This is a genomic window from Gluconacetobacter diazotrophicus PA1 5, assembly GCF_000067045.1.
GTDB classification, from domain to species: Bacteria; Pseudomonadota; Alphaproteobacteria; order Acetobacterales; family Acetobacteraceae; genus Gluconacetobacter; species Gluconacetobacter diazotrophicus.
The window spans coordinates 2,130,924-2,148,320 of the sequence record NC_010125.1 but is presented as its reverse complement, the minus strand read 5'-3'; the positions used below and the strand labels follow the sequence as shown (position 1 = coordinate 2,148,320).

Genomic DNA, 17,397 nt, shown 5'->3' with positions numbered 1-17,397 from the left:
CGCTGCCCGGACCCGGCAGGGCGTGACGCCCTGCACCCCATTCTATGACGGGCTTTGTCGGTGGGCCCAGCTATCGAGTGTCGTCACGGCCGTATCGAGGCCGGCGAGTTCGAAATTGATCGTCACCGCGCCACCCTGGACAGTTCCGATCTGGATATGCCCGGTCTTGCCGTGCCGCGCGCTCGACAGGACGGCATCGGGAAGGGGCGCCATACGGGCGATGCAGCCATTGGCTGTACAGACCTGCCATGTCAGCGCCACCGGCGCGCCGTCGTCGATGGCAATGGTGGGCGGCCGGACCAGCGATACCATCAGCGGCGTCTGCAGTGTCAGTTGATAGGTTGCCGACAGGCTGCCCCCGGCGGTCCTGCTCCGGCTGAAGAGCACGTCACCGACCTGCACGGCCTTCTTCTGCGGGTTCTGAACGATCAGGTGCTGTTCGATCGTGCACAGAGCCGGTCCTGTGGCCGGAGCCTGGGCATAGAGGCACCGATAGGTCCATTGTCCCGAAGATTGCGACAGTTCCGCCGGTGAAGCGGCCGGTGCGGCGGCCGGGGCCGCCGTCGCCGGCGTGCTGGCCGGAACCGCGGATGCGGCGCCATGCGTCGAGGCCTGGGCCACGCCCGGACCGGAATGCCCGGAATAGGCCACGCCGAGGGTGAGAGCGGCCGCCGCGCCCCCGATGACGGCGACCAGCGGGACAGGAGTGAAAAGTTTCATAGCCGACTTTCAGGCGTGAAAGCCGTGGCCCGTCCGGGCCACAGCCAGGTGGATCAGAACGTGACCTTGACGTTACCGGTCAGGCCGCTGTCGGTGGAATGGTCGCCATACTGCCCGACATAGGAGAGGCCGACATTCAGCCTGTCGGTCAGCTTCGCCTGCAGCCCCGCCTTCAGCACCGCCGCGTCGGTGGACAGCGGCACGCCCGCGACGTCGAACGCATTGCCGCCGGCCAGGAACGCCTCGCGCGTGGTCGGCGTGGTCAGGCCGAAGGCGTGGCTGTTGATTTCCAGCGAGAACTGACCCTGTAGGGGCGGAAATTTTCATTGAGAATTGACCCGTGTCTGACACTTCCCCGGAGCAACTGTCCGGGGGTTAAAGGAGTGATCAGCATGGAATTGTTGAGTGTGATCCGGCGGTGGCATTACCGGGATCATGTACCGATCCGCGAGATTGAGCGTCGGACGCGATTGTCGCGCAACACGATCCGCAAGTATCTCCGGGCGGAGACGGTTGAGCCGCAGTTCAAGGTTGCCGAGCGTCCGAGCCGGCTGGACCCGTTTGCGGAGAAACTGGCGACCTGGCTTGCTCTGGAGACGTCAAAGTCGCGCAAGCAGCGCCGCACGGGGCGGCGCCTGCATGTGGATCTTGTAGCGCTGGGTTATGACGGATCGTATGGACGGGTTGCGGCCTTTATCCGGAACTGGAAGGCGGAACAGCAAAGGGCGCGGCAGACGACGGGACGCGGCGTGTTCGTTCCGTTGCGCTTTCAACCCGGAGAGGCCTTCCAGTTCGACTGGGGAGAGGACTGGGCGGTGATCGGGGGGCGGCGCGTCAAGCTGCAGGTCGCCCACACCAAGCTGTCCTACAGCCGGGCCTTCATTCTGCGGGCGTATCCGCTCCAGACTCACGAGATGCTGTTCGACGCGCTGACGGAAGCCTTTCGCGTTTTGGGCGGGGTGCCGCGTCGAGGTATTTTTGACAATATGAAAACCGCCGTGGACCGGGTTGGGCCCGGCAAGGTCCGCCAGGTCAATCTGCGTTTTTCGGCCCTGGTGAGCCATTATCTGTTCGAGGCGGAGTTCTGCAATCCGGCAGCGGGTTGGGAGAAAGGTCAAATCGAGAAGACCGTCCAGGACGCCCGGCGGCAGATCTGGCAGGAGATGCCGCATTTTCCTGATCTGGCCTCCCTGAACGTCTGGCTCGAGGCGCGTTGCCGGGAACGTTGGACTATCTTGAGGCATGTCGAATTGCCCGGCAGCCTCGCCGAGGCCCATGCGGCGGAAGTGCCTCACCTGATGGTTCCAGGGCGCCCGTTCGACGGGTTCGTCGAACATACCAAACGGGTTTCGCCGACTTGCCTCGTGCAGTTCGAAAGCAACCGCTACAGTGTGCCCGCCTCTTTTGCCAATCGGCCGGTCAGCCTGCGCGTCTATCCCGACCGGTTGGTGATCGCGGCCGAGGGACGGATACTATGCGAACATCCCCGGATCGTCGAGCGGTCCCACGGCGTGCCCGGTCGCACGATCTATGACTGGCGGCATTACCTGGCGGTGCTCCAGCGCAAACCCGGGGCCTTGCGCAATGGCGCACCCTTCTCTGAATTGCCCGAGGCGTTCCGGACGCTGCAGACGCACCTCCTCCGGCGCACGGGCGGCGACCGGGAAATGGTCGAGATCCTCGCCCTGGTGCTGCAGCATGATGAGCAGGCCGTGCTTTGCGCGGTTGAACTCGCGCTCGAGGAGGGAGTAGCCACCAAGACACACGTCCTCAATACGTTGCATCGTCTGACGGACGCCAAGAAAACAGGAGCACCCAGGCTCGACGCGCCGCAGGCATTGGTGCTCGAACGCGAGCCTCAGGCCGATACCGGACGGTATGACGCCCTGCGCGGGGAGGCCCGTCATGCGTCATGATCCCGCGGCCGGTGCCCTCGTCGTCATGCTGCGCGGCCTGCGGATGTATGGCATGGCCCAGGCCACGGCCGAACTGACCGAACAGGGTGCGCCGGCATTCGAGGCCGCCATCCCCGTCCTCTTCCAGCTTTTGAAGGCGGAACTCGCCGAGCGAGAGGTGCGCTCCATCGCCTATCAAACCAAGACTGCCAGGTTCCCGGCCTACAAAGATTTGGCAGGGTTCGATTTCTCGGCCGCCGAGGTCAACGAGGCCATGGTCCGTCAACTCCATGCCGGGGATTTCATCGACCGTGCCGACAACGTCGTCCTCATTGGTGGACCAGGAACCGGCAAGACCCATCTGGCCACAGCACTTCCGTGCAAGGCGATCGAACATCACCGCAAGAAGATACGGTTCTGGTCCACGGTAGACCTTGTCTACGCCCTCGAACAGGAAAAAACCGCCAATCGCGCAGGACAGATCGCGGAACGTCTCGTGCGCCTCGATCTCGTGATCCTGGACGAACTTGGCTATTTGCCGTTCAGCGCATCAGTCGGTGCCTTGCTGTTCCATCTCCTCAGCCGTCTGTACGAGCGCACCAGCGTCATCATCGCCAGCAATCTGAGCTTCAGCGAATGGGGCGAAGTCTTCGGTGTCCCAAAATGACGACAGCCCTGCTCGATCGCCTTACCCACCTCTGTCATATCCTCGAAACCGGAAATGACAGCTACCGGTTCCGCGCAAGGTCCGCCGCCCCCAGGAACCGGAAGGAAAAGGCAACCGCTTGACCAGCCCATAAAACATAGCAGAGATAACCAAAGGCCGGGTCAGTTCTCGATGAAAACCCAGGGTCAAATCTCAGCAGAAATTAACATGCTCGCCATAGAAGGCTTCCTTCAGGGCGTTGTAGCCGTAGCCCAGCATGCCGTCGGCCCGTGCCACGGCCTCGGCCCGCGTATAGACCGAGCCGGCGGAATCGAAATTGAACATGCCCGACGCCGCCAGGCAGTTCCGGCGGACCAGCCGTTCGATACTGTCCAGTATCCAGGGCACGTCGCGCACGCAGGCGATGACCCGGCAGCCGGGGAACAGGTCGCCCAGCAGAGGCAGGCAGTTGCTCCAGGCCCGGTTGGTGTCGAACACGGTTCGGGACGTGAAATTGTCGCCGTAATAATTTTCGAACACCCCGCGCAGGATGCGCCGGCGCTGTTCGTCGGTGATGAAGGACGCGAATTCGCTATTGGCGCTCATCCCGTCCAGCAGCTTGCGGACCAGGCCGCAGACAGGGCTGCTCATGGACGCGCTGAAGCGGGGGTTCTGTCGCAGGATGGCCGCCAGCAGCGTCGAGCCCGAGCGGGGAAGTCCAGAAATGAAATGCATTACGCTGCCAAGGTCGATATTGGGAATGTTCCATATATTTTTAGGCAAGAATGGAATTGCATCGATGTTTTTTCGTTGTGGTGAATAAAAGCTATTTATACCAAAGGCCGTAGCCACTGACTCGTGTGTGAAGTGACGAACGGCGCCGGCTCTGATTCTCTTGATTTTGGGAGGATCTGGCAGATGACGAGAGCGGTGAAGCTACGGGATGACTATTCGGCCTCTGAGCTGAGGCGACTTGCGGCGCGCAGCCGGCAGGCGAACGCTGCGCGCCGGCTTCTGGCCCTGGCGGCGATCCGTGACGGGGCCAGCCGCACCGATGCGGCCCGCGTAGGCGGCATGGACCGCCAGACGCTGCGGGACTGGGTTCACCGCTTCAATGCTGAAGGGCCGGATGGCCTGCGCGATCATCTGCACGCAGGGCCGGCCTGCCGTCTGAGTGTCGCACAGCAGACCGAATTGAAGGCCCTGGTCGAGGCAGGCCCGGATCGGCAGCGCGATGGCGTGGTGCGCTGGCGCCGGGTCGATCTGCAACGCGTGATCGAAGAGCGCTTCGGCGTCGTCTATCATGAGCGTCATGTGTCCACTCTGCTGAAACGGCTTGGTTTTTCCTATGTCAGCGCCCGGCCACGTCACCCGGGTCAGGACGCTGGCGTCATGGAGGCATTCAAAAAAACTTCCCCCGCATCCTGAATGCCCATACCGGCCATCTGCCCAAGGGCAAGCCGATCGAGATCTGGTTCCAGGACGAGGCCCGGATCGGCCATAAGAACGGCATCGTCCGACAATGGGCCCGGCGTGGCACGCGGCCACGCCAGCCGGCTGATCAGCGCTACGAGAATGCCTGGCTGTTCGGCGCGATCTGTCCGGCGCGTGGCAAAGCCGCCGGCCTGGCGCTCCCGTTCATCGGCACCGCCAGCATGCAACTGCACATCGAGGAAATCTCGCGCTGCGTCGTCCGCGGTGCCCACGCCGTCGTGCTGCTCGATCGCGCAGGATGGCATACCACCGACAAGCTGAAGCTGCCCCGCAATATCAGCCTGATCTTCCTGCCGTCCCGCGCGCCCGAACTGAACCCGGTCGAAAATGTCTGGCAGTTCCTGCGCGCCAACTGGCTGTCCAACACCGTCTTCGACGGCATCGATCATATCATCGACGCCGCCTGTTCCGCCTGGAACAAGCTTGCCGCCCTGCCTGACACCATCCGATCCATCGGACTCAGGAAATGGGCACACACGGGTCAGTACCTATAACCGTTGGTATTAGAAATTGATGTGGCGTCCAGTGGGTTCGTATGCAAAATAAAAAAAGAATGGAGGTTGCGCCTCTGCGATCTGGACCGGTAATTGCCGGATCTCGTGATCGGTCGCGCTTATCCTGCCTCTGAAATTCGCGTGCGAATTTCAGAGATCGACAGGTCTTTCAGGTATTGATGTGTCCAGAGCAATTTATCAGACCAGACTCTGATAAAATGCTCCATTGCGTGGTTTTGCGGGCATTTTCACGGGATCAGGTGATTCACCTCATCGCGATCTGCCTTGCCTGTGAAATTCGCTCGCGAATTTCTGGGGGGAGGTACTACCGGCCCTGCTGGATCGCGGACAGCAGCCACGCCCCGCCGCGCGTCGGGCGGACGAAGGTCCAGAGTTCGGTCACCATCACCCGTTCTGTCGAACTGCCGTCGATGACCCGTCCCGTCATGTCGGTGGTGATGTCCACCATCGAATAGCGCATGGCCACGGTGGCGTAGTCGAAGCCGTTCTCGCTCCACGCTTCCGACAGGTCGCCCTGTTCGAAGCGCACGTCCGACACCACGTTGCGCGCGCCGCGGCTGGCCAGGTCGGACAACTGGGCGTTGAAATAGCCCACCATTTCGGGCGTCGCCATGTGTTGCAGCGCCGGCAGGTTCCGCTGGCTCCATGCCGCCTGGATATCCAGCAGCAGGCGCTGGAATGCCCGGTAATCGTCCGGCGTGATCGTGACCTGATCGGCGGACGGGCCCTGGCCATAGGGGGCGGCGGGCATGGGCGCCGTCCTGCGCGCGCCACCGCCGAACCGGCGCACCAGCCAGCCGACCAGCAGGAACAGCAGGACAAGCTGGATCAGGAAACCCAGGAAGCTGCCGCCGCCATGCAGCCCGCCCGCGATCCCGTGTCCGAACAGCACGCCGAACAGGCCCGCGCCCAGCAACCCGCCCAGGAACCCGTTGGCGAACGGATGCGGCCGGGCCGCGTAGGGCGAGCCGTACGGCACGCCATAGGGCGAGCGGGGAAAGGCCGACGGCGCGCCGCCATAGCCCGGGGCCGATCGCGGCATGATCGATTGCTGCATCGGCGCGGCGCCGTAGGGCGAGGTCGTCGTCGGGGCGGGGGCGCTATAGGTGCGCGATCCCCGGCTGCCCATCGACAGGCCGCTGCCCGGACGCGCGTCGGCGCCCTGCGGCAGGCCCAGCAGCGGCAGCGCGGCCAACGCGGTGCCCAGCAGCAGGATCGCCGCGCGACGGGGGCGGGGCGGACGGGCGGGCGTGGTCGGTGTGCTCATGGATCTGTCCATCCCGTATCGCTGGGTCAGGAACCGGCGATCATCAGATCGTCGATCCGGATCGTGGGCGCGTTGATGCCACGGCGGAATACCAGATCGTCCGCCAGGACCATGCGGGCAAACATGTCGTTCAGGTTGCCGGCGATGGTCAATTCGGCAACCGGTTCGGCCAGCGTGCCGCCACGGATCATGAAGCCGGAGGCGCCCCGGCTGTAATCGCCGGTCAGGCCGTTGATGGCCGATCCCATCAGTTCGGTCACGTAGATGCCCTCGGCAATGTCCGCCATCAGCGCGGCCGGTGTCACGGTGCCGGGCCGGGCATACAGGCTGCCCAGCGACGGTCCCGGAGGGGCCGTGGTCCCCCGGCTGGCCCGGCCGTTGCCGGGCAGCCCGACCTGCCGCGCGCTGCGGGAATCCAGCGCCCAGTTCATCAGTACCCCGTCCTGCACGATGACCAGTTCGCCCGCGCGCATGCCCTCGCCGTCGAACGGGTGGGCTGACAGGCCGCGCGACTGCGTCGGGTCGTCGATGATGTGGATGCCGGCCGGCATGATCCGCTGCCCCATCCGGTCCTTCAGGAACGAGGTGCCCCGGGCGATGGCGCTGCCGTTCACGGCCCCCGCCAGATGGCCCAGCAGGCTGGAGGATACGCGCGGGTCGAACACCACCGCCATGCTGCCGGTGCGCGGCCGGGTCGGGTTCAGCCGGGCCACCGCCTTCTCGCCGGCGCTGCGCCCGATCTTGGCGGGATCGTCCAGATCGGACAGATGCACCGTCGCGTGATAGTCGTAATCCCGCTGCATGCCGGTGCCCTGTCCGGCCAGGACGCTGGCCGACACCGAATGGCTGCTGCGGGCGTAGCGGCCGGAAAACCCGGCCGAGGTCATCAGGATGATGTCGGACAGGCCCGACGAGGCCGATCCGCCATTGCTGTTGGTGACGCCCGCGACCGATACCGCCGCGTCCTCGGCCGCGCGCGCGCGGTCCAGCAGGGCGGCGGTGTCGGGCTGCGCCGGGTCCAGCAGGTCCATCCCCGCCGCGTCCACGAAGCCCTGCACCGCGTCGGGGGACAGGCCGGAATGCGGGTCCTCGGGCACCACGCGGGCCATGGCCAGCGCCTGGGCGACCAGCGGGTCGAAGCGTTCCGGGTCCAGGCTGGTGGCCGAGACGATGGCCGAGCGGCGGCCGACGAAGACCCGCAGCCCCAGGTCGCTGGTCTCGGACCGTTCCAGGTCCTCGGTCCGGCCGTTGCGGACCTGCACGCCGTGCGTGGTCCGCGCCATGTAGACGGCATCCGCCGCGTCGGCACCGGCCGCCCGGGCCTTGCCGATCAGGGTGCCGAGGAGGTCGAGCGGATCGGTGCTCATGCCGCCAGGGCCTCGGCAATGGCGGCGATGCCGGGAATGTTGCGCACCGGCCCCAGCGAGGCCAGGGTGGGCTTGCCCCGGAACAGCCGCGTGGCCACCCGCCGCACGTCAGCGATGGTGACGGCGTTGATCCGCTCCACCGTTTCGGCGGTCGGGATCAGGCGGCCGAACACCTGCAACTGCCGCGCAAGCTGTTCGCACCGGCTGCCGGTGCTTTCCAGCGACATCAGCAGCGAGGACTTCAACTGCGCCCGGGCGCGGTTCAGCTCGTCCTGTCCGACATGGCCCTGCACCTTGCGCAACTCCTCCAGCGTGACGGGGATCAGTTCGTCGGCCTGGTCCTCGCCCGTGCCGGCATAGATGCCGAACAGGCCGCCATCGCGGAACGGAGCGTTGAAGGAATAGACCGAATAGACCAGCCCGCGCTTCTCGCGGATTTCCTGGAACAGGCGCGACGACATGCCGCCGCCCAGCAGGGTCGAGAGCAGCAGGACCGGATAGTAGTCCGGGTCGCCATAGCCCACCGACGGGAAGCCCAGCACCACATGGGCCTGGTCCAGTTCCTTCTCCTTGCGGAACTCGCCGCCCAGATAGCGGGAATCGAAGCCGGTCGAACTGTCCAGCGCCGGCAGGTCGCGGAAATGCCGTTCGGCCAGGGCCACCACATCGGCGTGGTGCAGGTTGCCCGCCGCCGCGATCACGGTGTTCGCGGTGGTGTAATGGGTGCGCATGTAGCGCATCAGGGTCTCGCGGCTCATGTCCTGGATCAGCGGTTCGGTGCCCAGGGTGGGGCGGCCCATCGGCTGTTCGGGGAAGGCGGTTTCCTGGAAATGGTCGAAGATGATGTCGTCGGGCGTGTCGTTCGCCTGGCCGATTTCCTGCAGGATCACGCCGCGCTCGCGCTCGACCTCGTCGGGGGCGAAGCTGCTGTGGGTCAGGATGTCGCCGATGATGTCGGCGCCCAGTGCCAGGTCCTCCTTCAGCAACTTGACGTAATAGGCCGTATGCTCGCGCGCGGTGTAGGCGTTGATATGGCCGCCCACGTTCTCGATTTCCTCGGCGATGCCGGCGGCGGTGCGGCTGTCCGTTCCCTTGAACGCCATGTGTTCCAGGAAGTGCGACACGCCGTTTTCCTCGGCATGCTCGTTGCACGTGCCGGCGGCGACATAGGCGCCGAACGACACGGTTTCCACGCGCTCCATGCGTTCGGTGACGACGGTCAGGCCGGAGGGAAGGCGGGTGACGTTGATCTGGTCGGTCATCAGGGTCCTGCGTGACGGTCCGGCCGGCGGGGCCGGACGTCCGAAGAGATGGGAAAAGGGCGGTTCAGGCGTTCTTCAGCACCGCCGCCCGAACCCGGTCCTCGACCACGTCCAGCCGCGCGGCCACGACTTCGTAACGTTCCGGCCGGTCGAATAGATCCGCAAGCGCCGGCGGCAGGGCCGGGCGGATGCCGGTCGCCTGTTCCATGGCGTCGGGGAACTTGGCCGGATGGGCGGTGGCCATCGCCACCATCGGAATGCCAGGTTCGCGGAACATCCGCCCGGCGGCGATCCCGATGGCGCTGTGCGGGTCGGCCAGATACTGGCTGGCGGCATGCAGGTTACGGATTTCGGTCTTCGTGTCCTGATCGTCAAGGGCCAGGGCGTGAAACAGGCCCGATGCCTGCCGCCACACCGGGTCGGGCACCGCCATGTGGCCGGTCTGGCGGAATTCGGTGACGATGCGCGCGCATGCCGCCGCATCGCGGTTCAGCAGTTCGAACAGCAGCCGCTCGAAATTCGAGGAGACCTGGATGTCCATCGACGGCGACAGGCTGGGCACCACGCCCTGCACGCTCATGTCGTTGTCGCGCAGGAAACGGGTCAGGATGTCGTTGCGGTTGGACCCCACGCACAGCGCGCGCACGGGCAGGCCCATGCGCCGTGCCGCCCACGCCGCCAGGATGTTGCCGAAATTGCCGGTCGGCACGGCGAACGAGACCTCGCGGTCCGGCGCGCCCAGCGCCAGGGCGGCATAGACGTAATAGGGGATCTGCGCCGCGATGCGGGCCCAGTTGATGGAATTGACCGCCGACAGGTGCATGTCCTGCCGGAAGGGGGCGTCGGCGAACATCGCCTTCACCAGGTCCTGGCAATCGTCGAACGTGCCCTGCACCGCCAGGTTGGTCACGTTCGGTTCCAGCACCGTGGTCATCTGCCGCCGCTGCACGTCCGATGTCCGGCCCTCGGGGTGCAGGATGACGATCTTCACCCGTTCGCGCCCGCGGCAGGCCTCGATCGCCGCCGATCCGGTATCGCCCGACGTGGCGCCCACGATGGTCACATGCGCGTCGCGCTCGGCCAGCACATGGTCGAACAGCCGCCCCAGCAACTGCATCGCCATGTCCTTGAAGGCCAACGTCGGCCCGTGGAACAGTTCCTGGACGAACAGCCCGTCCTCGACCTGCGTCAGCGGAACGATGGCGGCGTGGTCGAACCCGGCATATGATTCGCGGCAGAGCCGCTGCAGCACATCCGGCGCGATGCAGCCCGCGGTAAAGGGCGCGATGATCCGCGCGGCCAGGTCGGGATAGGGCAGGCCGCGCAGTGCCCGCCAGTCGTCGGCGGTCAGGACGGGCCAGGTTTCCGGCAGGTACAGCCCGCCGTCCTCGGCCAGGCCGGCCAGCAGGACCGAGGAAAAGTCACGGACGGGGGCCTGTCCCCGGGTGGAAAGATAGCGCATACCCACGATTATATCGCCAAGCGCGCCCCGCGCGAAGGGGCTTACGGTGGTCAGTATTTCGCCGGCGGCAGGGCACGGACATCGATGCGGTAGAGCGTCAGCGGCCACTGTACGTCCACTCGGCCGCCATTGAAGTGCGGCGTATGGTCGATCTGCGCGGTCGGGACGTAAAGCTGCCCGTTCGCCGTGATGTAGGGTTCGGCCGGCCAGCGCAGGCGGGGGTCCACGACGATACGCTGATAGATGCGGCCGGTGGTGAAGCGGAAGATGCTGCCGGTGGACACGTCGTCGAAATACAGCGTGCCGTCGCGCCCCACCGTCATGCCACCCAGCGGCGGCGTCTTGTACCAGAGCGTTGCGGAATCATCGAGTTCGACATCGGTCAGGCTGGTGTCGGTCAGCAGTTCGGTGCCGAACCGGTAGAGCGGCCCGCAGAGCGTCTGGTAGTACAGCCACTCGCCGTCGGGGCTGATTTCGATCCGGTTGGCGTGGACGATCGCCGCGCGGCCGTCCGTATCCAGCAGCGTCCGCCCGTCGACGGTGATCGTCCGTTGCGCGGTCAGTGAGGGATTGTGATCCAGCAGCCGCCGCTGGGTGCCATGCGCCAGGTCCATCACGATCAGGCCCGGCACGCCGGAATCGAGGATGAAGGCATACCCCTTGCCGACCCGTACCCCCGCCACATGGCTGCCGGGCCGCAGCACCGCCGGGTCCAGCACATAGGTCCGCGCGACCGCGCCCGTGCGGGTATCGACCTGAACCAGCTTGACGGAACCGGGTTGCGGTGCGTGTCCGTCCGCGCCGATCCCGCTATCCAGCGCCCACAGCATGCCGTCATCGGTCAGGTGCAGCCCCTCGACCGAGACGAAGCGATGCGCCGGGTCCGCCGCCGGATCGTTCCAGCCCGCGTCCGGATAGGGATGCTGCGTCCCGTCGGCGTCGCGTAGCGTCAGGGCGGGGCCGGGGGTTCCGGTCCAGGCCGGGTATTCCAGGATCATGCGGCCGTCGGGCAGCACCGCGACGGCGTTCCAGACCCGCGCCGTGGATTCGGCCACGGGCACCAGCGGCGCCGACGGGTCCAGCGGCGGCGCCGGCTTCGCGGCCAGGGCCGGCAGGGCGGCGAACAGGATGGAGACCGCCAGCGCCCCGGACGCCAGTCCGGAGGAAAGCGGGGGGGACGGGATCGGAAGGAAACGTGACATTCGCGGCATCTCGCCATGATCCGCCGCCGATGGCAACCGCGCGACGGGTATGGCGGCCATCCATCCGGCCCGTCACGCTGATTGGGCGACTGCTTCCGTTGCCTCCGCCGTAACGGGATAGGGGCCGCCCGCCAGTACCTGGATGGCCAGGATGCCGAAGCTGTCGGGGCGGCGCGGGCCCAGCGGCAGTATGGCATCGCCATTGGTCCAGCGGTGCGGACCGGCTTCCTGGACATCCCATCCGTCGAGTGCCGGATCGGCCAGATAGGTGTCGATCAGACGCATATTGTCCGAATCGAGGAGGGTGATTCCGCCGACCAGCACGCCGAGGCGTCGCCGGTCGTCGAGGAAGGGGCCGATCGCATCGCTGGGCCGGCTGGTGCGCGAGACGATGCGGACGGTGCCGACATCTGGCGGGATCAGGAACGTGGCATACCCGTTGGCATCGCGGGTCCGGCGGATGGCCTGACCGTTCTCGGTCAGCAGGTGAAGGCCGGTATCGTCGGTCAGGACCGGCCCCACGATCGCACTGGCGATGCCCGCGTCCCGCGCCCGGGCCTCGATCCGGCGGAAGACGGGTTCGACCACCGCGCGCGTTACCCCCAGCGGGGCGGCGGCGTCTTCCGTCCAGGATCGGGCGTTGCCCGCGCCGATATGGACGATTTTCCCATCCTGACGGAAAGAGCGGCGGTTTCCGGTATCGAGATAGCTTTCGGTCGGCATGCCGTCCGCGATAATGACGGAATGCCGTTCCGTTTCGATGTGGTAATAATCGTAGGCGGTAATGGTGCGGTCGTGGAAGATGGACCGGCCGTTGACCAGCATGCGGGCCGGAATGAAGACGCCGTCGAGGAACAGGCAATGTTCCGGCGTGACCAGCATGTCCTTGTAGGGCACGCCGTCGGCGATGGCGTCCCTGAGGATGCGGACCGGATAGCCGGCCTCGTCATCCGGAAGGCCGGGACGAACGGTGGCATGGGCCTTGCCGGTCCAGACGACCGTGCCGAGCCGTTCGCCGGTCCCCTGTTCGCCGTCCCGCCACTCACCGTCCGGGCAGGCCAGGATTTCGTCGCCCACGCGGATGTCCTGGACCGCGATGTCGCCGGACGGTGTGCGGATCATCGAATCCGCCAGGAAGCAGACGCCGATATAGGTATTGCCGGTGGTGTAGGTGATGTTCAGGGGATTGCCCTGCGTGCTGTTGACGGCATTGTATGTTCCGTTGGCCAGGTTTACGCCGGATGCCAGGTTGACCGTGTAGGTGGCGACCTGCGTGCCGTCGCTTCCGTACAGGGTGATCGTCCGGGTCGTATCGCCGGATATCGTGTAGCCCGAGATCGGAGCGACGGTGTCCTGAAGTTCGATCGTGTCCCTGGACGGATCGTAGTTCTGGATGGTCGTGGCCGACAGCGGACCGGATGCCAGCAGGCTGATGGCGGTGCCGCCGCCATTGATGACCAGCGTGCCGCCGCCGCTCCCGAACGAAACCGTCGCCCCTTCCAGGAGGCTGCCGAGGGCGGCGCCGGTGTTGAACGTGCCGCCATATTCGATGTTGACCGTCGATCCGTTCAGGGCGCCGAGCAGGGTGCTGCCGCTGTTGCCGGACAGCGTTGCCGTGCCCCCTACGACATTGATGGTCGTTCCGGTGACCAGGTTCGCCAGGCCGGATATCGTCGTCGTTCCGCCGATGTAATATGTGTTGGCGGCAAGGGCACCGGCGCCGACGATGAAGTTGCCCGTCGCGCCGGGAACGCTGACATAGGTTCCGATGCTGGCAAGGCTGACCAGCGAGGTGGAATCGGTGGACCCCGTAATGACATCGCCGGAAGCCGCGAGGTCGATGACGCCGAGGATGTCGATGCCGCGATTGATATTGTCCTGATCGAGCAGGACCGTGCCGTCACTGGCCGTGATCGTGACGTCGTAGTCGTTCTGCCCCAGGTAGGAGGTGTCGGTGACGGTGTAGGTCACCCCGGAAGCGGTCTTGTAGGTCGTGGTCGTGGACATCGTTGACACCCTCCTCTCTTGTTCCGGTTTCGGACTTCAAGGATGTCGACGGTCCCATGCCGATGTGAAAAAAGTGCTAACGTCACAAGGTATGTGCGGGACGGCCGGTCCTATTCCGCGCCGCAATAGCGTTCGCGCAGATGCGCCCGGTAGGCATCGGTCGACGGCGCGGCACCCGTTGCGGCGCGGATGATGTCGGGGGTGGACAGGCGGCTGGCCTGGCTGTGGACATGCGTGCGCAGCCAGCCCAGCAGCGGGGCGAAATCGCCCTGCGCGATGCCGGACGGAATGGCGGGGTCGGCACGGAACGCGGCCTGGCGCAGTTGCGCGGCCAGGATGGCGCCCATCGTGTAGGTGGGAAAATAGCCCCACGCGCCGGAGGGCCAGTGGATGTCCTGCAGGCAACCCAGCCGGTCGTTCGGCACCGTCAGGCCCAGCAGGCCATGGATGCCGGCATTGAACGCTTCGGGCAGGTCGCGCAGCGCGAGCGTGCCGTCGACCAGGGCCGTTTCCATCTCGTACCGGACCAGGACGTGGGCGGGATAGGTGACCTCGTCGGCATCGACGCGGATGAAGCCGGGGCGTACCCGCGTCACGGCGCGATACAGGCTGTCGGCCGACCAGGCCGGGTCGGCCTCCGCCCCGCCGAAGGCCGCGCGCAGCAGCGGCGCCGCCCAGTCCATGAAGGGGCGCGATCGCGCGACCTGCATTTCCATCAGCAGCGACTGGCTTTCATGCAGGCTCATGCCGCGCGCCTGGCCCACCGGCTGCGTCCGCCAGTCATGCGGCAGGCCCTGCTCGTACAGCGCGTGCCCGGTCTCGTGGATCACGCCCATCAGGGCCGCCAGGAAATCGTCGTCCTCGTACCGGGTGGTGATTCGCACGTCGTCCTCGGCCCCGCCGCAGAACGGATGCGCACTGACATCCAGCCGTCCGCGTTCCATGTCGAAGCCCAGCGCCATCATCATCCGCCGCCCCATCTGCTCCTGAAGGGGAACGGGGAAGGGGCCCGTGGGCAGGACCGGCGCCGGGGTCGCGGCCTGGTGCGCCTGGGCGTCCGCGATCAGGGCGGGCAGGTCGCGGCGCAGTTCGGCGAAGACCGGGTCGATGTCCGCGCGGCGGGTGCCCGGATCGTACTGGTCCAGCAGCGCGTCATAGGGCGACAGGCCCAGCGCCGCGCCCTTGACCACCGCCAGGTCGCGCGTGCGGTCCAGCACCTCGGACAGGGTCGGCAGCAGCGCCGCGAAGTCACCCTCGCGGCGTGCGGCGCGCCAGGCCATCTCGCAGCGCGACGCGGCGCGGGACATGGCATCGACCAGATCGGCGGGCACGGACGCGGCGTGCAGGTAGGCCCGCCGCATTTCCTGCAGGTTCGCCGCCTGCCACGATCCGGCAGGTGCCTCCGCCCGGTCCAGCAGTTCCGCGATCACAGGGGCGGTCAGGATTTCGTGGCACAGCACGTCCAGGGTCGCGATGCTGTCGGCCCGGCTTTCGGCGGCGCCGGCCGGCATCATCACATCCTTGTCCCAGCCCAGGATTCCCAGGGCGTTGCGGATACGGCCGATGCGCGCAAAATGGGTCGTCAGGTCCGTGTAGGCGTGCTGGGGCATGATGTCGTCCTCGGCCAGTCGGGTGTGGCACTGCGGGCGCCAGTGTGGGCGATGGCACGGCGCGATGGCAACCGGGGGCAGGGGATGGACAAACGGCAGGCGGCCCCCGACGGGCCGGACAGCGCGGCACGGGCCATGGCGCTGCTTGAAGCCGGGGACCGCGACGGGGCGCTGGCGCTGCTTCACGCCGCCCTGTCCGCGCGGCCCGCGTGCCGGGATGCCGACGTCCTGCACGGCATGGCCTGCGTCGCCCGTGCCGCCGGGCGGCCGGACCTTGCGATCGGGCTGGCGGGCAAGGCCGTCGCGCTGCTGCCGGCGGCGCATTTTCACATCACCCTGGGCTGCGCCCTGCGCGAGCAGGGCCATGTGGAGGAGGCCCGCGCCGCGCTGGCGGTGGCCGTACTGCGCGAACCGCGCGACGCGCGCGCCCACGCCGCCCTGGCCGGCGCGCTGGGTGAACTGGGCCGCTGGGCGGAGGCCGAGGCCAGCCTGCGCGCGGCGCGGGCCCTGTGTCCCGGTGACATGGCCCCCCTACTGGCGGATCGGGGCCAGCCCGCGGGGGCCGAGGCGCTGTATCGGCAGATCGTCCGGCTTCTCCCCGATGACGGGGCGGCCTGGGCCAATCATGGCGCCGCGCTGTTCGCGCTGAACCGGCACGAGGACGCCCGCGTCGCGCTGGAGCACGCCGCTGCCCTGGCGCCCGGCGTCGCGGAAACGCAGAACAATCTGGGGCTGGTCCTGATGGCGCTGGGTCATCTGCCGCAGGCCCGGACCGCCCTGGAACGAGCCAGGATTCTGGCGCCGGGCGATGCGCGGATCGCGGTCAATGCCGCGACCATTCTGGACGAACTGGCCGAGGGGGATGCGGCCGAGGCCCTGTACCGCGCCGTCCTGCGCGACCCCATCCTGGCGCGGGAGGCGGAGGGCGCGCGGGCCCAGTTCAATCTGGGAACATTGCTGCTGGCGCGTGGCGCGTACGCCGAGGGATGGCGCCATCTGGAAGCCCGATCCCGCCTGCTGCCACCCATGCGCGGGCAGGGCGTCGCGGAATGGGACGGGGCGTCACTGCCGCGCGGGCGCGTGCTGCTATATGCCGAGCAGGGGCTGGGTGACGCGATCCAGTTCCTGCGCTACCTGCCCGACTGCCTGCGCCGCGCGTCCGTTGTGCTGGATGTGCCGCACAGCCTGCACCGGCTGTTGCAAACGATGCCCGATCCGGACGGGCAGATCGCGACGCGGTGCACCGTCCTGCCGCCAGGGGACCCGCTGCCGGACGATGTGGTGGCGCGCTGCGGCCTGATCAGCCTGCCGCATCGGCTGGGCATGACCGATATTCCGCCCTTCGCGCCCTATCTGCTGCCGGCACCCGCGCCCGACCTGGGGGAGAGGCCCCGGGTAGGGTTGTGCTGGGCGGGCAATCCGTCCTTCCGCTTCGATCGAAGGCGGTCGATCCCGGCGCATCGGCTGGCCCCACTGGCCGACGTGCCGGGCCTGTTTTTCGTCAGCCTCCAGTACGGTCCGGCCGCCGCCGCGCCGCCCTTCGCGCTGGAGCGGTCAGCGGAAGGCGACATGCTGGACACCGCCCGGATCGTCGCCGGACTGGATCTGGTGATCACCGTCGATACCGCCATCGCCCATCTGGCCGGCGCGATGGGCAGACCAGTCTGGCTGCTGAACCGCTTCGGCGGCGACTGGCGCTGGTCCGCCACCTTCGACCGTGCCGAGCCCCCGCGCTGGGGCGACCGGGGCAGCCGCTGGTATCCTTCTCTGGAACAGTTCCGCCAGCACCAGCCGGACGATCCCGACACCGCCTGGGCCGCGCCGATCGAGGCCGTGCACGCGGCGTTGCTTCGCTGGCGGGTTGGTTTCGCCACGGGGCCTCTTGCGGATAAATCCGCGTAGAACGCCGGTATTGAGCGATTTTTCAAACCCATGTCCGCGACGAATAGG

Annotated in this window: 13 protein-coding genes and 1 pseudogene; 4 read left to right on the top strand and 10 right to left on the bottom strand. The window is 66.9% G+C overall.

The genetic code is table 11. The features are described from left to right. Positions 1 to 42 precede the first annotated feature (42 nt). Entirely contained in the window at positions 43 to 720 is a 678-nt protein-coding gene (locus tag GDI_RS10005) for an invasion associated locus B family protein (protein WP_012225848.1), read from the bottom strand. A 53-nt stretch (positions 721 to 773) separates the two neighbouring features. Next, entirely contained in the window at positions 774 to 1,007 is a 234-nt protein-coding gene (locus GDI_RS19095) for an autotransporter outer membrane beta-barrel domain-containing protein (RefSeq protein WP_408735215.1), read from the bottom strand. Positions 1,008 to 1,112: 105 nt separating this feature from the next. Between GDI_RS19095 and istA the strand changes: the two genes are divergently transcribed. Both istA and istB read left to right on the top strand, forming a co-directional pair. After that, complete coding sequence (gene istA / locus GDI_RS10000) at positions 1,113 to 2,636, top strand: IS21-like element ISGdi17 family transposase (protein WP_012226833.1); 1,524 nt, start codon at positions 1,113 to 1,115, stop codon at positions 2,634 to 2,636. Beyond that, positions 2,626 to 3,404, top strand: a pseudogene (gene istB / locus GDI_RS09995) (IS21-like element ISGdi17 family helper ATPase IstB). Before istA ends, istB begins: the two are co-directional and overlap by 11 nt. Before the next feature lie 70 nt (positions 3,405 to 3,474). Here istB and GDI_RS09990 read toward each other — a convergent pair. After that, positions 3,475 to 3,996: a sulfotransferase gene (locus GDI_RS09990; protein ID WP_012225843.1), complete on the bottom strand. Its 522-nt coding sequence runs from the start codon at positions 3,994 to 3,996 to the stop codon at positions 3,475 to 3,477. Between the two features lie 183 nt (positions 3,997 to 4,179). Here GDI_RS09990 and GDI_RS19090 point away from each other — a divergent pair. Next, positions 4,180 to 5,249, top strand: a protein-coding gene (locus tag GDI_RS19090; protein ID WP_157871020.1) for an IS630-like element ISGdi5 family transposase whose coding sequence is annotated in 2 segments (ribosomal slippage) — positions 4,180 to 4,666 and positions 4,666 to 5,249 — 1,071 coding nt in all. Because the reading frame shifts where the segments join, the coding sequence is not laid out codon by codon here. A 325-nt stretch (positions 5,250 to 5,574) separates the two neighbouring features. Here the strand turns inward: GDI_RS19090 and GDI_RS09975 are convergent. The 7 genes from GDI_RS09975 to GDI_RS09945 all read right to left on the bottom strand — a co-directional run bounded on the left by GDI_RS09975 (position 5,575) and on the right by GDI_RS09945 (position 15,447). Then, positions 5,575 to 6,537 carry a Tim44 domain-containing protein gene (locus tag GDI_RS09975; RefSeq protein ID WP_012553059.1) on the bottom strand — a complete coding sequence of 321 codons (963 nt, stop codon included), beginning with the start codon at positions 6,535 to 6,537 and terminating at the stop codon, positions 5,575 to 5,577. Positions 6,538 to 6,563: 26 nt separating this feature from the next. Next, positions 6,564 to 7,904, bottom strand: coding sequence for a TldD/PmbA family protein (locus tag GDI_RS09970; protein ID WP_012225840.1), 1,341 nt, complete (start codon positions 7,902 to 7,904; stop codon positions 6,564 to 6,566). Further along, positions 7,901 to 9,166, bottom strand: a complete 1,266-nt coding sequence (locus tag GDI_RS09965) for a M16 family metallopeptidase (protein ID WP_012225833.1) — start codon at positions 9,164 to 9,166, stop codon at positions 7,901 to 7,903. The genes GDI_RS09970 and GDI_RS09965 overlap by 4 nt, the downstream gene beginning before the upstream one ends. A gap of 64 nt (positions 9,167 to 9,230) precedes the next feature. After that, positions 9,231 to 10,628 (bottom strand): threonine synthase, encoded by a 1,398-nt coding sequence (gene thrC, locus GDI_RS09960; protein WP_012225832.1) that lies wholly within the window; start codon positions 10,626 to 10,628, stop codon positions 9,231 to 9,233. 50 nt (positions 10,629 to 10,678) lie between these two features. Continuing rightward, positions 10,679 to 11,830 (bottom strand): L-dopachrome tautomerase-related protein, encoded by a 1,152-nt coding sequence (locus GDI_RS09955; protein WP_012553057.1) that lies wholly within the window; start codon positions 11,828 to 11,830, stop codon positions 10,679 to 10,681. 72 nt (positions 11,831 to 11,902) lie between these two features. Next, positions 11,903 to 13,837 carry a Hint domain-containing protein gene (locus GDI_RS09950; RefSeq protein WP_012225828.1) on the bottom strand — a complete coding sequence of 645 codons (1,935 nt, stop codon included), beginning with the start codon at positions 13,835 to 13,837 and terminating at the stop codon, positions 11,903 to 11,905. Positions 13,838 to 13,947: 110 nt separating this feature from the next. Further along, positions 13,948 to 15,447 carry a carboxypeptidase M32 gene (locus GDI_RS09945; protein ID WP_012225826.1) on the bottom strand — a complete coding sequence of 500 codons (1,500 nt, stop codon included), beginning with the start codon at positions 15,445 to 15,447 and terminating at the stop codon, positions 13,948 to 13,950. Between GDI_RS09945 and GDI_RS09940 the strand changes: the two genes are divergently transcribed. Beyond that, positions 15,412 to 17,349, top strand: coding sequence for a tetratricopeptide repeat protein (locus GDI_RS09940; RefSeq protein ID WP_231854089.1), 1,938 nt, complete (start codon positions 15,412 to 15,414; stop codon positions 17,347 to 17,349). The two genes, GDI_RS09945 and GDI_RS09940, sit on opposite strands and share 36 nt — an antisense overlap. The last annotated feature ends 48 nt before the right edge of the window (positions 17,350 to 17,397 follow it).

Coding starts and splice junctions, on each gene's coding strand:
- GDI_RS10005 (WP_012225848.1), bottom strand. CDS start 720: ATGAAACTTTTCACTCCTGTCCCGCTGGTCGCCGTCATCGGGGGCGCG.
- istA (WP_012226833.1), top strand. CDS start 1,113: ATGGAATTGTTGAGTGTGATCCGGCGGTGGCATTACCGGGATCATGTA.
- GDI_RS09990 (WP_012225843.1), bottom strand. CDS start 3,996: ATGCATTTCATTTCTGGACTTCCCCGCTCGGGCTCGACGCTGCTGGCG.
- GDI_RS09975 (WP_012553059.1), bottom strand. CDS start 6,537: ATGAGCACACCGACCACGCCCGCCCGTCCGCCCCGCCCCCGTCGCGCG.
- GDI_RS09970 (WP_012225840.1), bottom strand. CDS start 7,904: ATGAGCACCGATCCGCTCGACCTCCTCGGCACCCTGATCGGCAAGGCC.
- GDI_RS09965 (WP_012225833.1), bottom strand. CDS start 9,166: ATGACCGACCAGATCAACGTCACCCGCCTTCCCTCCGGCCTGACCGTC.
- thrC (WP_012225832.1), bottom strand. CDS start 10,628: ATGCGCTATCTTTCCACCCGGGGACAGGCCCCCGTCCGTGACTTTTCC.
- GDI_RS09955 (WP_012553057.1), bottom strand. CDS start 11,830: ATGTCACGTTTCCTTCCGATCCCGTCCCCCCCGCTTTCCTCCGGACTG.
- GDI_RS09950 (WP_012225828.1), bottom strand. CDS start 13,837: ATGTCCACGACCACGACCTACAAGACCGCTTCCGGGGTGACCTACACC.
- GDI_RS09940 (WP_231854089.1), top strand. CDS start 15,412: ATGGGTCGTCAGGTCCGTGTAGGCGTGCTGGGGCATGATGTCGTCCTC.
- GDI_RS09945 (WP_012225826.1), bottom strand. CDS start 15,447: ATGCCCCAGCACGCCTACACGGACCTGACGACCCATTTTGCGCGCATC.